General features: G+C 68.7%; 14 protein-coding genes. All 14 read left to right on the plus strand.

The features are described from left to right. The first annotated feature begins 7 nt into the window (after positions 1–7). Genes ACSQ9I_RS01380 through hutG form a run of 14 tightly spaced genes read left to right on the plus strand, consistent with a single transcriptional unit; the run spans position 8 to position 14090 of the window. Positions 8–871: an ABC transporter permease gene (locus ACSQ9I_RS01380; protein WP_093104385.1), complete on the plus strand. Its 864-nt coding sequence runs from the start codon at positions 8–10 to the stop codon at positions 869–871. Further along, positions 871–1650 (plus strand): ABC transporter ATP-binding protein, encoded by a 780-nt coding sequence (locus tag ACSQ9I_RS01385; RefSeq protein ID WP_093104676.1) that lies wholly within the window; start codon positions 871–873, stop codon positions 1648–1650. The genes ACSQ9I_RS01380 and ACSQ9I_RS01385 overlap by 1 nt, the downstream gene beginning before the upstream one ends. Before the next feature lies 1 nt (position 1651). Then, the gene (hutC, locus tag ACSQ9I_RS01390) at positions 1652–2404 is read left to right on the plus strand and encodes a histidine utilization repressor (RefSeq protein WP_093104383.1); all 753 of its coding nucleotides are present in this window, start codon (positions 1652–1654) and stop codon (positions 2402–2404) included. Between the two features lie 55 nt (positions 2405–2459). Continuing rightward, positions 2460–4010 carry a histidine ammonia-lyase gene (gene hutH, locus ACSQ9I_RS01395; protein ID WP_436302427.1) on the plus strand — a complete coding sequence of 517 codons (1551 nt, stop codon included), beginning with the start codon at positions 2460–2462 and terminating at the stop codon, positions 4008–4010. 36 nt (positions 4011–4046) lie between these two features. Then, positions 4047–5771: a urocanate hydratase gene (gene hutU, locus ACSQ9I_RS01400; protein ID WP_093104380.1), complete on the plus strand. Its 1725-nt coding sequence runs from the start codon at positions 4047–4049 to the stop codon at positions 5769–5771. A gap of 4 nt (positions 5772–5775) precedes the next feature. Next, a complete protein-coding gene (locus tag ACSQ9I_RS01405; RefSeq protein WP_436312042.1) occupies positions 5776–6780 on the plus strand; it encodes an ornithine cyclodeaminase family protein in 1005 nt (334 codons plus the stop codon). A gap of 5 nt (positions 6781–6785) precedes the next feature. Beyond that, entirely contained in the window at positions 6786–7592 is an 807-nt protein-coding gene (locus ACSQ9I_RS01410) for a phosphate/phosphite/phosphonate ABC transporter substrate-binding protein (RefSeq protein ID WP_436312043.1), read from the plus strand. Next, complete coding sequence (locus ACSQ9I_RS01415) at positions 7592–8560, plus strand: tripartite tricarboxylate transporter substrate binding protein (protein ID WP_436312044.1); 969 nt, start codon at positions 7592–7594, stop codon at positions 8558–8560. Before ACSQ9I_RS01410 ends, ACSQ9I_RS01415 begins: the two co-directional genes overlap by 1 nt. Positions 8561–8611: 51 nt before the next feature. Further along, the gene (locus ACSQ9I_RS01420; protein ID WP_436312045.1) at positions 8612–9361 is read left to right on the plus strand and encodes a transporter substrate-binding domain-containing protein; all 750 of its coding nucleotides are present in this window, start codon (positions 8612–8614) and stop codon (positions 9359–9361) included. Positions 9362–9373: 12 nt separating this feature from the next. Beyond that, a complete protein-coding gene (locus tag ACSQ9I_RS01425; RefSeq protein WP_093104373.1) occupies positions 9374–10042 on the plus strand; it encodes an amino acid ABC transporter permease in 669 nt (222 codons plus the stop codon). Beyond that, on the plus strand, positions 10039–10653 hold the full coding sequence (locus ACSQ9I_RS01430; protein WP_436312046.1) for a HutD/Ves family protein: 615 nt from the start codon (positions 10039–10041) through the stop codon (positions 10651–10653). Before ACSQ9I_RS01425 ends, ACSQ9I_RS01430 begins: the two co-directional genes overlap by 4 nt. 3 nt (positions 10654–10656) lie before the next feature. Continuing rightward, positions 10657–11886, plus strand: coding sequence for an imidazolonepropionase (gene hutI, locus ACSQ9I_RS01435; protein ID WP_436312047.1), 1230 nt, complete (start codon positions 10657–10659; stop codon positions 11884–11886). A 12-nt stretch (positions 11887–11898) separates the two neighbouring features. Continuing rightward, a complete protein-coding gene (locus ACSQ9I_RS01440) occupies positions 11899–13284 on the plus strand; it encodes a formimidoylglutamate deiminase (protein ID WP_436312048.1) in 1386 nt (461 codons plus the stop codon). After that, positions 13281–14090, plus strand: coding sequence for an N-formylglutamate deformylase (hutG, locus tag ACSQ9I_RS01445; RefSeq protein WP_436312049.1), 810 nt, complete (start codon positions 13281–13283; stop codon positions 14088–14090). The genes ACSQ9I_RS01440 and hutG overlap by 4 nt, the downstream gene beginning before the upstream one ends. Positions 14091–14110 lie beyond the last annotated feature (20 nt).

The following is a 14110-nucleotide window of genomic DNA, read 5'->3' on the forward strand; positions in this document are numbered from 1 at the left end:
AGCAAGCATGGACGCGACGCCCGTCATCAACGCTTCGAAGCCGGCAGTCTCTGCCGGCCCGGCCGCCACAGAGCCGGCGCCGCGGCGGCGCCGCGCCCTCGCGCCGCTCGAGCCCGTCAGCGCGCGTGCGCGCTGGCTGCTGGGCCTGGGCTTCTTCGTGCTCTTCGTGGTCGTCTGGACCTTCTTCACGCTCGGTGGCTTCGTGTCGCCCACCTTCCTGGCCAGCCCGGTCACGATGCTCAAGGAAGGCGTTTCGCTCTTCACCGAGTACAACTTCATCCACGACATCGGCATGACGGTGTGGCGCGTGTTCGGCGGCTTCGTGCTGGCCGCCATCGTCGCCGTGCCGCTGGGTATCGCGATGGGCACCTGGAAGAGCGTCGAGGCCTTCTTCGAGCCCTTCGTTTCCTTCTGCCGCTACCTGCCGGCCTCGGCCTTCATCCCACTGCTGATCCTGTGGGCCGGCATCGGCGAGGCGCAGAAGTTGCTGGTCATCTTCATCGGTTCGGTGTTCCAGATCACGCTGATGGTGGCCGTCACCGTCGGCAGCGCGCGCCGCGACCTGGTCGAGGCTGCGTACACGCTGGGCGCCAACAGCCGCGGCATCGTCGCGCGGGTGCTGATCCCGGGCGCCGCACCGGGCATCGCCGAAACGCTGCGCCTGGTGCTGGGCTGGGCCTGGACCTACGTGATCGTCGCCGAGCTGATCGGCTCCTCTTCGGGCATCGGCCACATGATCACCGACAGCCAGGCGCTGCTCAACACCGGGCAGATCATCTTCGGGATCATCGTCATCGGCGTGATCGGCCTCATCTCGGATTTCGCCTTCAAGGCCTTGAACCGCCGCCTGTTCGCATGGAGCACGATCTGATGAACCAGCTTTCGATCCGCGGCGTGTCCCGCACCTTCACCGGCACGCGCGGCCAGAGCACGCAGGCGCTGTTGCCCATCGACTTCGAGGTCAAGGAAAACGACTTCGTCACCATCCTCGGCCCCTCGGGCTGCGGCAAGTCGACCTTGCTGCGCATCGTCGCCGGCCTCGACTACCCGACCGAAGGCCGCGTGCTGCTCGACGGCCAGACCATCGAAGGCCCGGGCGCCGACCGCGGCGTGGTGTTCCAGAGCTACACGCTCTTCCCCTGGCTCACCATCGCGCAGAACATCCGCTTCGGCCTGCGCGAGCGCGGGATGAGCGAGGCCGAGCAGAAGGAGCGCAGCGACTACTTCATCGCCAAGGTGGGGCTGCGCGGTTTCGAGAGCCACTTTCCCAAGCAGCTCTCGGGCGGCATGCAGCAGCGCACCGCGATCGCGCGGGCGCTCGCCAACGACCCGAAGATGCTCCTGCTCGACGAGCCCTTCGGCGCGCTCGACAACCAGACCCGCGTGCTGATGCAGGAGCTCTTGCTCGGCATCTGGGAATCGGCGCAGAAGACGGTGCTCTTCGTCACTCACGACATCGACGAAGCCATCTTCATGGCCAATCGCGTTGCGGTGTTCAGCGCCCGGCCTGGCCGCATCAAGAGCGAGATCGCGGTCGACTTCCCGCATCCGCGCCACTACACGATCAAGACCTCGCCCGAGTTCATGGAAATCAAGGCACGGCTGACCGAGGAGATCCGCGCCGAATCGATGGCGGCGGCGGAGCATTGAGATGAATCCACGCAAGGCCCAGCCGCCGCAGCCCGCACTCGCGCTGTACGAGCAGGTCAAGGCCTTCATCACGCACAAGATCCAGGACGGCTCCTGGCCGGCCGGCCATCGGCTGCCGTCGGAGAGCGAACTGGTCGCGCAGTTCGGCGTCGCGCGCATGACGGTCAACCGCGCGCTGCGCGAGCTGGTGGAGCAGGGGCGCATCGTGCGCGTGGCCGGCGTGGGCAGCTTCGTGGCCGAGAACAAGCCGCAGTCGACGCTCTTGCAGATCGCCAACATCGCGAGCGAGATCCGGGTGCGCGGCCACGACTACCGCTGCGAATTCCTGGTGGCCGAGCGCATTGCGGCCTCACCCGACGTCGCCGTGTGGCTGGACCTCAGGCCCGGCGAGTCGGTCTTCCATACCGTGTGCCTGCATCTGGAAAACGAAATCCCGGTGCAGCTCGAAGACCGCCACGTCAATCCGCACGCCGTGCCGACTTTCCTGGAGCAGGACTTCTCCACCGTCTCGCCCAGCGAGTACCTGGTTCGCAACGTGCCCTTCGACCAGATCGAGCACGTCGTCGATGCGGTGCTGCCCACGGCCGAGCAGGCCGAGCGCCTCGCGATGCCGGTGACCGATCCCTGCCTGCTGCTCACGCGCCGCACCTGGACGCGCAGCGTGCCGGTGACGATGGTGCGCTGCCTGCATCCCGCTTCGCGCTATCGGCTGGGCAGCCGCTTCCGCGCCGACGGCAATCCCAGCTTTGGCTAACGGGCGAATCCAGAACCGGCTTCGCACGCACCTACTTGTATAGACAGGACCCCGCATGGACAACGCCTCCCTTTCCCTCCCACCGCTGGTGCTCACCCCCGGCGAAGTCGACCTCGCCACGCTGCGCCGCGTGCATGCCGGCGGCGTGCAGCTCGCGCTGGATCCGTCGGCGCGCAGCGGCCTGCTCGCGTCCCAGGCGACGGTGCGCAGGATCGTCGATGCCGGCGAGACGGTCTACGGCATCAACACCGGCTTCGGCAAGCTCGCGCAGACCACCATTCCGCATGAGCGCCTGGCCGAGCTGCAGCGCAACCTGGTGCTCTCGCACAGCGCCGGCACCGGTGCGCCCTTGCCCGAGGGCGTGGTGCGGCTGGTGCTTGCGACCAAGGCCGTGAGCCTGGCGCGCGGCCACTCGGGCATCGCGCCCGAGATCGTCGATGCGCTGATCGCGCTCGGCAATGCCGGCCTGCTGCCGCGGATTCCGTCCAAGGGCTCGGTCGGCGCGTCGGGCGATCTGGCGCCGCTGGCGCACCTGGCCTGCGTGCTGATCGGGGAGGGCGAGGTCACGGCGCCCGACGGCGCGGTGATCGGCGGCGCGGAGGCGCTGTCGCGCATCGGGCTCAAGCCCTTCGTGCTCGGCCCCAAGGAAGGTCTCGCGCTGCTCAACGGCACGCAGGTGTCGACGGCGCTCGCGCTCGCCGGCCTGTTCGGCGCCGAGGACGTGTTCGCGGCCGGACTGATGGCGGGCGCGCTCTCGCTCGAAGCGATCCAGGGCTCGATCAAGCCCTTCGATGCGCGCATCCATGCCGCGCGCGGCCAGCCGGGCCAGATCGCCGTGGCGGCCGCGGTGCGCACGCTGCTCGAAGGCAGCGAGATCATTCCCTCGCATGCCGATTGCGGCCGCGTGCAGGACCCGTACTCGGTCCGCTGCGTGCCGCAGGTGATGGGCGCCTGCCTCGACAACCTCGCGCATGCGGCACGCGTGCTGCGCATCGAAGCCAATGCCGCATCCGACAACCCGCTCGTGTTCGACAACGGCGACGTGATCTCCGGTGGCAACTTCCACGCCGAGCCGGTCGCCTTCGCGGCCGACATCATCGCGCTCGCCGTGAGCGAAATCGGCGCCATTTCCGAGCGCCGCATGGCGCTGCTGCTCGACAGCGGGCTCTCGGGCCTGCCGCCTTTCCTGGTGCGCGACGGCGGCGTCAACTCGGGCTTCATGATCGCGCAGGTCACGGCCGCGGCGCTTGCCTCCGAGAACAAGTCGCTCGCGCATCCGGCCAGCGTCGACAGCTTGCCGACCTCGGCCAACCAGGAAGACCATGTGTCGATGGCCACCTTCGCGGGCCGGCGCCTGGCCGAGATGGTGGAGAACACGGCGGTCGTCGTCGGCATCGAAGCCATGGCCGCCGCGCAAGGCATCGAGTTGAAGCGTGGCCCCAAGAGTTCACCGCTCGTCGAAGCCGAATTCACCACCATCCGCGAGCGCGTCGCCTTCATCGACCAGGACCGCTTCCTCGCGCCCGACATCGAATCCATGCGCCAGTGGGCGCGCCGGGGCCGCTGGCCCGAAGCCCTGCAAGCCATCCTGCCCAGCCAGGCCTGACACACCGCTCCTCCGTCATCGAAAGGACACTACGCCATGAATGCACCCGACAAGTTCGTCGCCCAGAAGAACGATCCTCGCCATGACGCGAGCCGCGTGGTCCGCGCCCCGCGCGGCAGCACGCTCAGCTGCAAGAGCTGGCTCACCGAGGCGCCGTTTCGCATGCTGCAGAACAACCTCGATCCTGAGGTCGCCGAGCGCCCGCAGGACCTGGTGGTCTACGGCGGCATCGGACGCGCCGCGCGCGACTGGGCCTCCTTCGACCAGATCCTCGCGACGCTGAAGGAGCTCAACGACGACGAGACGCTGCTGGTGCAATCGGGCAAGCCGGTCGGCGTGTTCAAGACGCACGAGAACGCGCCGCGCGTGCTGATCGCCAACTCCAACCTCGTGCCCAAGTGGGCCACCTGGGAACACTTCAGCGAGCTCGATCGCAAGGGCCTGATGATGTACGGCCAAATGACTGCTGGCAGCTGGATCTACATCGGCAGCCAGGGCATCGTGCAAGGCACCTTCGAGACTTTCGTCGAGGCCGGCCGCCAGCACTACAACGACGATCTTTCGGGCAAGTGGATCCTCACCGCAGGCCTCGGCGGCATGGGCGGCGCGCAGCCGCTGGCGGCCACGCTCGCCGGCGCGGTCTCGCTCAACATCGAATGCCAGCAGGCCAGCATCGACTTCCGCCTGCGCACGCGCTACCTCGACAAGCAGGCCAAGGACATCGACGACGCGATCGCGCTGATCAAGCAGCACACGGCCGCCAAGGAAGCGGTGTCAATCGGCCTCTTGGGCAACGCGGCCGAGGTGCTGCCCGAACTCGTGAAGCGCGCCAAGGCAGGCGGCATCAAGCCCGACCTCGTGACCGACCAGACCTCGGCGCACGATCTCGCGAGCGGCTACCTGCCGATCGGCTGGACGCTTGCGCAATGGGAGGCCGCGAAGGCAGACGTGACGCAGCATCCGACCTTGCGTAAGGCAGCCGCCAAGTCCTGCGCGGTGCATGTGCAGGCCATGCTCGACTTCCAGGCCATGGGCATTCCCACGGTCGACTACGGCAACAACATCCGCCAGGTCGCTTTCGACGAGGGCGTCAAGAACGCCTTCGACTTCCCCGGCTTCGTTCCGGCCTACATCCGGCCGCTGTTCTGCGAAGGCAAGGGCCCGTTCCGCTGGGTGGCGCTTTCGGGCGACCCGGAAGACATCTACAAGACTGACGCCAAGATCAAGGAACTGTTCCCCGAGAACACGCACACGCATCGCTGGCTCGACATGGCGCGCGAGCGCATCGCGTTCCAGGGCCTGCCGGCGCGCATCTGCTGGCTGGGCCTGGGCGAGCGCCACAAGGCGGGCCTCGCCTTCAACGAGATGGTGAAGTCGGGCGAACTCAAGGGCCCGATCGTGATCGGCCGCGACCACCTCGACACCGGCTCGGTCGCAAGCCCCAACCGCGAGACCGAAGCCATGAAGGATGGCAGCGACGCCGTCTCCGACTGGCCGCTGCTCAACGCGCTGCTCAACACCGCCGGCGGCGCGACCTGGGTCAGCCTGCACCACGGCGGCGGCGTCGGCATGGGCTACTCGCAGCATTCGGGCGTGGTGATCGTCTGCGACGGCAGCGACGCCGCGGCCAAGCGCATCGAGCGCGTGCTCTGGAACGACCCGGCCACCGGCGTGATGCGCCATGCCGATGCGGGCTACGAGCAGGCCGTCGCCACCGCGAAGAAGCACGCGCTGAACCTGCCGATGGTCAAGCAGGGCTGACGCGATGTCGTCCGAGATCTACCTGCACTACCTGAACCATCTCGACGTCCAGGCGCTGGCGATGACCGACGCCGAGATCGTCGCCGCGGTCGAGGACGGCTTGCTGGCCCAGGGTCGTGGCCAGACCACCATCGAGCCGCGCATGCACCTGGTGCCCGAGAAGGACTACCCGGGCCACTTCAACGTGCTGCGCGGCTACATCCGGCCGCTCGGCGTGGCGGGCGTGAAGGTGGTGGGCGACTTCTATCGCAACTACGAAGTGGGCCTGCCGTCGGAGCTCGCGCTGCTCAACCTCTTCGACCCGAAGACCGGCGTCCCTGTGGCGATCATCGATGCCTCCGACATCACCGACATGCGCACCGGCGCGATCACCGCTATCGGCGCCAAGCATCTGGCGCGCAAGAATTCGAAGATCCTCGGCCACATCGGCGCGCGCGGCACCTCGTACTGGAACGTGCGCCTCTTGCATTCGATCTTCCACTTCGACGAGATCCGCGTGCACTCGCGCCGGCCCGAGAGTCGGGATGCCTTTGCCGCACGCCTGGAACGCGATCTCGGCATGAAGATCACCGTCACCGAAGACTGGGAGTCCTGCGTGCGCGGCGCCGACATCGTGGTCGAGGCCTCGCGCCTCGAGAAACCCGCGCCGATGCTCAAGACCGAGTGGATCAAGAAGGGCGCCTGCGTGATTCCCTACGGCACCATGAGCGCGGTCGAGCTCTCGCTGACCGACATCATGGACAAGATGGTGATGGACGACTGGGGCCAGGCCAAGGCCGGCCCCTTCGGTGCGCTGCGCGCGCACGTGGACAGCGGCAAGTTGTCCGAGAAGACGCTGCATGCCGAGCTCGGCCAGATCGTGGCCGGCCTCAAACCCGGACGCGAAAGCGAAGAAGAAACCAATCTCTTCTGGCACCGCGGCCTCTCGCTGTCGGACATCGCGCTCGGCTCCGCCATGCTCGCGAAGGCGAAGACCATGGGCCTCGGACAGCAGCTGCGCTTGCGCTGAGATCGATGACGCCGGTCGCCAACGCGCGCATGTACTCGGCCACCGCCTCGGCGCGCGCCGACTGGAAAGCGCTGTTCGCGTGGGCGCTCGCGCGCGCCCGGCTTGATTGGGACGTGATCGACTACGACGCCCCGGCTCCGCTCTCGGCGCTGTGGGCGCGCGATGACCTGGGCCTCGCGATGATGTGCGGCCTGCCGTTCTCGCAGCGCGCGCCGCGGCCCGCGCTGGTCGCCGCGCTGATCCCGTCGCCGGCGCGCTACGAGGGCCGGCCGGTCTACTTCACCGACATCGTGGTGCGCGCCAATTCGAAGTACGAACGCCTCGAAGATACCTTCGGCGGCGTGGTGGGCTACACGCTGGCCGACTCGATGTCTGGCGGCGTCGCCTTCCGCAACCATCTCGCGCCGTACCGCGCCACGCACGGGCCGCGGCTCTATGCCCGAGCGGTGGGCAATCTCATCCACGCACGCGGCGTCATCGAAGCCCTGGCCGCAGGCCGCATCGACGTCGGCCCGCTCGACAGCTACTACCATGACTTGCTGCGTCACAACGAGCCCGCGTCGGCGCAACAGGTGCGCATCATCGCCAGCACCGAGGCGATGCCGATCCCGCCGCTGGTTGCGACGGCGGCGCTCGCGTCCGACGAACTCGCGCGCCTGCGCGATGCCTTGCGCGCGGCGGCGGATGCACCGGAACTCGAAGCCGTGACGGAACGCTTGTTGCTTGCAGGCTTCGCCATCCCCGATCCCGCGGACTACGAGGTCCTCGCGGCGATCGCCCAGCGTGCCATTCCACCGTTCGAGGAACTCTGATGATGATCAAGCGCCGCCTCGCCTTTCTGTTGCCCCTGCTGCTCGCCCTGCCGTTGGCGGCGCACGCGCAGGCCTATCCCGCCAAGCCGGTCCACGTGATCGTTCCCTTCGCGCCGGGCGGTCCGGCCGATGTGGTGGCCCGCGTGCTGGGGCAGGAGTTCACCGAGATCCTGGGCCAGCCCTTCGTGGTCGAGAACAAGGTCGGTGCCGCCGGCAACATCGGCGTCGACCTGATTGCCAAGGCCGCGCCCGACGGCTACACGCTCGGCATCGTGCCGGTCGGCAACATCGCGGTGAACCCGAGCCTCTTTCCTGCGCTGCCGTACAAGGCCTCGGAGCTGCAGCCGGTCGCGATGCTCGCGACGGTCGAGAACGTGCTGGTGGTGAACGCCGCCGTGCCGGCGAAGTCGGTGAAGGAGCTGCTGGCGCTCGCCAGGCAGAAGCCCGGCAGCTTGAGCTTCGCATCGCCCGGCGCGGGCAGCCAGGCCCATCTGGCCGGCGAGCTGATGGCGCTCGATGCCGATATGCAGCTGATCCACGTTCCCTACAAAGGCATCGGGCCGGCGCTGAACGACGTGGTGGGCGGGCAGGTGACGATGATGTTCGGTTCGATGTCCGCGGTGCTGCCGCACGTCAAGTCCGGCAAGCTGCGCGCGCTCGGCGTCGCCAGCCTCAAGCGCTCCGCCGCGATGTCCGAGCTGCCGACCATCGCCGAGCAGGGCTTGCCCGGCTTCGAGGCCGTGTCGTGGTACGCGCTGATGGCACCTGCTGCGACGCCCAAGGCCGTCGTCGATCGCCTCAACGCCGAAAGCGCGCGCGTGCTGGCCAAGCCCGAGATGAAAGAGAAGTTCGCCGTGCTCGGCCTCGAGCCCGGCAGCGGCACGCCGCAGCAGATCGTTGCGACGATCCAGACGGAAACCGCGCGCTGGGCCGATGTGATCAAGAAGAAGAACATCAAGCCCGAGTGAGCACGCAACAAGCCTTCGATCCACCCTCTCGTCACCAAGAAAGAATTTCTCATGCCATTTCGCCGCCACCTCCTGATCGCAGGCCTTGCCGGCTTCGCCGCGTTCGGCTTCACGGCTTCTGCGCTGGCGCAGAACAACGTGCTCACGGTCGCCACCGACGCCACCTTCCCGCCGATGGAATTCGTCGAAAACGGCAAGCGCACCGGCTTCGACGTCGAGCTGGTCGAGGCCATCGGCAAGACGCTGGGCCGCAAGATCGAGTGGGTCGACATCGACTTCAAGGGCCTGGTGCCGGGCCTGGTGTCGAAGCGCTTCGACATGGCCGTGTCGGCGATCTACATCACCGACGAGCGCAAGAAGGTGGTCGACTTCACCATTCCCTACTACGCCGGCGGCCTGGTCGCGATGGTGAAGGAGGGCAATGCCGCCATCAAGACGCCCGCCGATCTCAACGGCAAGAAGGTCAGCGTGCAGGTCGGCACCAAGTCGGTCGGCTACGTGAAGGAGAGGTATCCGCAGGTGCAGCTGGTCGAGGTCGAGAAGAACCAGGAGATGTTCAACCTCGTCGACATCGGCCGCAGCGACGCGGCCGTGACCGGCAAGCCCGCCGCCTACCAGTACGTGCGCACGCGCCCCGGCCTGCGCGTGCTCGACGAGCAGCTCACGACCGAGGAGTACGGCATGGCGATCCGCAAGGACACGCCCGAACTCACCAAGGCCGTGAACGGCGCCATCGAGAAGCTCAAGGCCGATGGCACCTACGCGCAGATCGTCAAGAAGTGGTTCAGCACCGCGAAGTAGACTGGCACCGCCATGGATCTGGACTTTGCGCCGGTTTTCGAGGGCTGGCCCGCGCTGCTGCGCGGCGCGCTGGTCACCGTGGAGATCACGGCCTGCGCCTTGCTGCTGGGCTGCGTGCTGGGGCTCCTGGTGGGCATCGGCCGGCTCGATCCGCGCCGCAAGACGCTCTACGCGCTCTGCACCGCCTACGTGGCGGCGATCCGCGGCACGCCGCTTTTGGTGCAGCTCTTCATCCTGTTCTTCGGGCTGCCGCATTTCGGCCTCTTGCTGCCGGCCTTCGTGTGCGGCGTGCTCGGGCTCGGCGTGTACTCGGGCGCCTACGTGTCGGAGATCGTGCGCGGCGCGATCCAGTCGATCGACCGCGGCCAAACGATGGCGGCGCAGTCGCTCGGCATGCGGCCCTCGGCAGCGATGCGCCACATCATCCTGCCGCAGGCGGTGGTGCGCATGATCCCGCCGCTGGGCAACGAGTTCATTGCGCTCATCAAGAACTCGGCGCTGGTGTCGCTGCTGACGATCCACGATCTGATGCACGAAGGCCAGAAGATCATCAGCGTGTCGTACCGCTCGCTCGAGCTCTACCTGGCCATCGCGGCCGTCTACTTCGCACTGACCGGCGCGGTCACGCTGGTGCTGCGCCACTTCGAGCAGCGGCTGCGGCAGGGAGGGCTGGTGCGATGAGCTTGCACGCCTTCGATACCGCCACCTTGCCCGTCACGCCGTGGAAGAACGGCGGCGGCAGCACGCGCGAGATCGCCTGCTGGCCGCCCGGCGCGGGGCTCGGCGATTTCGAGTGGCGCCTTTCCATCGCCACCATCGCCGCGAGCGGCCCGTTCTCGGTGTTCCCCGGCATCGACCGCACGATCATGCTGCTGGCCGGCGATGGCGTGCAGCTGCGTTCGGCCGACCCGTCCGGCCACGCGCTCGACCACCGCCTCGCGACCCTGCACCACCCCTTTGCCTTCAGCGGCGACCTGCCGCTGGCCTGCACGCTGCTGGGCGGCGCGTCGAGCGACTTCAACGTGATGACGCGCCGCGGGCGCTGGCATGCGAAGCTCCAGGTGCTGGAAAGCGCGGCGCTGCTGGGCAGCGCGACCCACGGCATGCTGCTGGCGCTGCGCGGACAGTGGGAGCTCGACGGCATGTCGATCATCGACTGCGCCGAAGGCGAGGGCCTGTGGTGGGCCGATGCGCCGCATGCCTGGCACGCCAGGCCCGACGGTGCCGATGCGCGGCTGTTGGCCGTTCGATTCGATCCATGCCACGAACAGGCGGACAACCCGGAGACCTGACCCATGCCATCTTCTCTTGCCTCCGCCGACGGCCTGTGGACCGGCCTGCTTCTCGCGCCCGGCGCCTTGCGCTATGCAGACCTGCCCGAGGGCACGCAGGCCGCCATCGTGGTCGAGCAGGGTGTGATCCGATGGATCGGCGCCGCGGCCTCGTTGTCGGCCGAGTGCGCGGGATTGCCGCGGCACGAGGGCGGCGGCGCACTCGTCACGCCCGGCCTGGTCGACTGCCACACGCACCTGGTCTATGGCGGCCAGCGCGCCAACGAGTTCGCGATGCGGCTCGCGGGTGCCAGCTACGAAGAAGTGGCGAAGGCCGGCGGCGGCATCGTCTCGTCGGTGCGCGCCACGCGCGAAGCCGACGAAGACACGCTCTATGCACAGGCCGCGCCGCGGCTCGAACAATTGCTGGCCGACGGCGTGTGCGCGATCGAGATCAAGTCCGGCTATGGCCTCTCGCTCGAACACGAACGCAAGCAGCTGCGCGTGGCGCGGCGGCTGGGCGAGGCCTACGGCGTCACGGTGCGCACCACCTTCCTCGGCGCCCATGCGCTGCCGCCCGAATACGCGGGGCGCAGCGGCGACTACATCGAGCTCGTCTGCAACCAGATGATGCCGGCGCTGGCGGCCGAAGGGCTGGTCGATGCGGTCGACGTGTTCTGCGAGCGCATCGCCTTCTCGCTCGCCGAGACCGAGCGCGTGTTCCAGGCCGCGCAGGCGCTCGGTCTGCCGGTCAAGCTGCATGCCGAGCAGCTCTCCGACATGGGGGGCGCGGCGCTCGCGGCGCGCTACGGTGCGCTGTCCTGCGACCACATTGAGCACCTCTCGGCCGAGGGCATCGCCGCGATGCGCGAGTCCGGCACGGTGGCCGTGCTGCTGCCCGGCGCCTACTACACGCTGCGCGACACCCACCTGCCGCCGATCGAGGCGCTGCGCGCGGCCGGCGTGCCGATGGCCGTGTCCACCGACCACAACCCCGGCACCTCGCCGGCGCTGAGCCTGCTCTTGATGATGAACATGGCCTGCACGCTGTTCCGCCTCACCGTGCCCGAGGCGCTGGCCGGCGTGACCGCGCATGCGGCGCGCGCGCTGGGCCTGCAGGAAACGCACGGCGTGATCGCCGTCGGCGCGCCGGCCAACTTCGTGCTGTGGGACGCCCGCGACGTGGCGGAACTGGCCTACTGGTTCGGCCGGCGTGCGGCGAGGCGCATCGTGCGGCAAGGACGCATTGCATAGAAGTAAATCCCGATGAGCAAGACCCTCTTCGCCAAAGATGCGCTGCTGCCCACCGGCTGGCGCCGCAACGTGCTGCTGAGTTGGGACGATGCGGGCCGGCTCACGCAGGTGCAGCCCGATGCCGTGGCGCCCCGGGACGTGCCCGTGTCCGCAGGCCCCCTGATCCCCGGCATGCCCAACCTGCACTCGCATGCCTTCCAGCGCGCCTTCGGCGGGCTCACCGAATTCCGCGGCGCGGCGCAGGACAGCTTCTGGAGCTGGCGCACGCTGATGTACCGCTTCGCCGCGCAGATCTCGCCCGCGCAGGTCGAGGCGATCGCGACCTGGCTCTACATCGAGATGCTCGAAGCCGGCTACAGCGCGGTCTGCGAGTTCCACTACCTGCACCACGCGCCCGACGGCACGCCCTATGCCGACGACGCCGAACTCGCGCTCGCTTTGCTGCGCGCGGCCGAGCGCACCGGCATCGGCCTCACGCTGCTGCCCGTGCTCTACCAGGCCAGCGGCTTCGGCGGCCTGCCGCCGAACGAGGGCCAGCGCCGCTTCATTCGCGCTACCGATTCGATGCTGCGCCTGCTCGAGCGCCTGCGCCCGCTGTGCGAAGCGCAGGGCGCGCGGCTGGGCCTGGCGCCGCACTCGCTGCGCGCCGTGCCGCCCGAGGGCCTGCGCGAGGCGCTGGCGGGCCTGGATGCGATCGATGCCACGGCGCCCGTCCACATCCACATCGCCGAGCAGACCGCCGAAGTCGATGCCTGCCTGGCCTGGAGCGGCCAGCGCCCGGTCGCCTGGCTGCTGGACCACGCCAAGGTCGATGCGCGCTGGTGCCTGGTGCATGCCACGCACATGGATGCGGCCGAGTACCGGCGCGCCGCCGCGAGCGGCGCAGTCGCGGGCCTGTGCCCGACCACCGAGGCCAACCTCGGCGACGGCATTTTCGATTTCGGCGCCTGGCGCGGGGCCGGCGGCCGCTGGGGCGTGGGCTCGGACAGCCACGCCTGCGTCAACGCGGCCGAGGAATTGATGATGCTCGAATACAGCCAGCGGCTGGCGACCCGCCAGCGCAATGTCGGCGCCGATGCGGGCGAGCCTTCGGTGGCGAGCGCGATGACGCTGGCGGCCGTGCAGGGCGGGGCGCAGGCATCGGGCCGCGCAGTCGCCGGGCTCGCGCCCGGCCAGCAGGCCGACTTCGTGGTGCTGGATGCTGCGCATCCGTCGCTGGCCGGCCTGTCCGCCGCCGACATGCTCTCGGCCCATGTGTTCGCGAGCCATCGCAGCAGTGCCGTCGACACGGTTCGGGTCGCGGGCCGGCCGCGCGTGTCGGCCGGGCGCCATCCTCTTCATTCCCAAGCGGCGGCTGCGTTCATCGCCGCGCGCACGCAACTTCTCACAACACCATGAGCTTCGAAACCACCGAACCCGCTTTCCGATTCCGGCAGGGCACACGCCCGCTGCTGATTTCGATGCCGCATGTCGGCACGCATGTGCCGCCGGCGCTGGCGGCGCGCTTCACCGAGGAGGCGCGCCACGTGCCGGACACCGACTGGCATCTGGAGCGCCTCTACGACTTCGCCGACGAGCTCGGCGCCTCGGTGCTGGTCGCCACCCATTCGCGCTATGTGGTCGACCTGAACCGCCCGCCGGACAACCAGAACCTCTACCCCGGTCAAGACACCACCGGCCTGTGCCCGGTCGATACCTTCGACAAGACCCCGCTCTACGCCGCCGGCGACCTGCCCGGCGAGGCCGAGATCGCAGCGCGCGTCGACGCGATCTGGCGCCCCTACCACCGGCAGCTGCAGGCCGAGCTCGACCGCCTGAAAGCCGCCCACGGCACCATCGCGCTGTGGGATGCGCACTCGATCCGCTCGGTGCTGCCGCGCTTCTTCGAGGGCCGGCTGACCGACCTGAATCTCGGCAGCGCTGACGGCGCGAGCTGCGATCCGGCGCTGGCCGCCGCGCTGCTCGGCATCGCGACCTCGAACCCGGCCTACACCGTGGCGCTCAACGGCCGCTTCAAGGGCGGCCACATCACGCGCCAGTACGGCAACCCGGCCGCCGGCGTGCACGCGGTACAGCTCGAAATGACGCAGGCGAGCTACATGCAGGAGAAGCTGCCCTTCGACTACCTGCCCGAAGTCGCGGCCGGCGTGCAGCCGCAGGTGCGGCGCATGATCGAGGCGGTGCTCGATTTCGTCGAGCAATAGAACCGATAACCGCCCACGGG

Source organism: Variovorax sp. LjRoot84, assembly GCF_964254305.1.
Classification (GTDB): Bacteria; Pseudomonadota; Gammaproteobacteria; order Burkholderiales; family Burkholderiaceae_C; genus Variovorax.

What these genes read in the sequence shown, in the direction of transcription:
- ACSQ9I_RS01380 (WP_093104385.1), top strand. Translation starts at nt 8, where the DNA reads ATGGACGCGACGCCCGTCATCAACGCTTCGAAGCCGGCAGTCTCTGCC.
- ACSQ9I_RS01385 (WP_093104676.1), top strand. Translation starts at nt 871, where the DNA reads ATGAACCAGCTTTCGATCCGCGGCGTGTCCCGCACCTTCACCGGCACG.
- hutC (WP_093104383.1), top strand. Translation starts at nt 1,652, where the DNA reads ATGAATCCACGCAAGGCCCAGCCGCCGCAGCCCGCACTCGCGCTGTAC.
- hutH (WP_436302427.1), top strand. Translation starts at nt 2,460, where the DNA reads ATGGACAACGCCTCCCTTTCCCTCCCACCGCTGGTGCTCACCCCCGGC.
- hutU (WP_093104380.1), top strand. Translation starts at nt 4,047, where the DNA reads ATGAATGCACCCGACAAGTTCGTCGCCCAGAAGAACGATCCTCGCCAT.
- ACSQ9I_RS01405 (WP_436312042.1), top strand. Translation starts at nt 5,776, where the DNA reads ATGTCGTCCGAGATCTACCTGCACTACCTGAACCATCTCGACGTCCAG.
- ACSQ9I_RS01410 (WP_436312043.1), top strand. Translation starts at nt 6,786, where the DNA reads ATGACGCCGGTCGCCAACGCGCGCATGTACTCGGCCACCGCCTCGGCG.
- ACSQ9I_RS01415 (WP_436312044.1), top strand. Translation starts at nt 7,592, where the DNA reads ATGATGATCAAGCGCCGCCTCGCCTTTCTGTTGCCCCTGCTGCTCGCC.
- ACSQ9I_RS01420 (WP_436312045.1), top strand. Translation starts at nt 8,612, where the DNA reads ATGCCATTTCGCCGCCACCTCCTGATCGCAGGCCTTGCCGGCTTCGCC.
- ACSQ9I_RS01425 (WP_093104373.1), top strand. Translation starts at nt 9,374, where the DNA reads ATGGATCTGGACTTTGCGCCGGTTTTCGAGGGCTGGCCCGCGCTGCTG.
- ACSQ9I_RS01430 (WP_436312046.1), top strand. Translation starts at nt 10,039, where the DNA reads ATGAGCTTGCACGCCTTCGATACCGCCACCTTGCCCGTCACGCCGTGG.
- hutI (WP_436312047.1), top strand. Translation starts at nt 10,657, where the DNA reads ATGCCATCTTCTCTTGCCTCCGCCGACGGCCTGTGGACCGGCCTGCTT.
- ACSQ9I_RS01440 (WP_436312048.1), top strand. Translation starts at nt 11,899, where the DNA reads ATGAGCAAGACCCTCTTCGCCAAAGATGCGCTGCTGCCCACCGGCTGG.
- hutG (WP_436312049.1), top strand. Translation starts at nt 13,281, where the DNA reads ATGAGCTTCGAAACCACCGAACCCGCTTTCCGATTCCGGCAGGGCACA.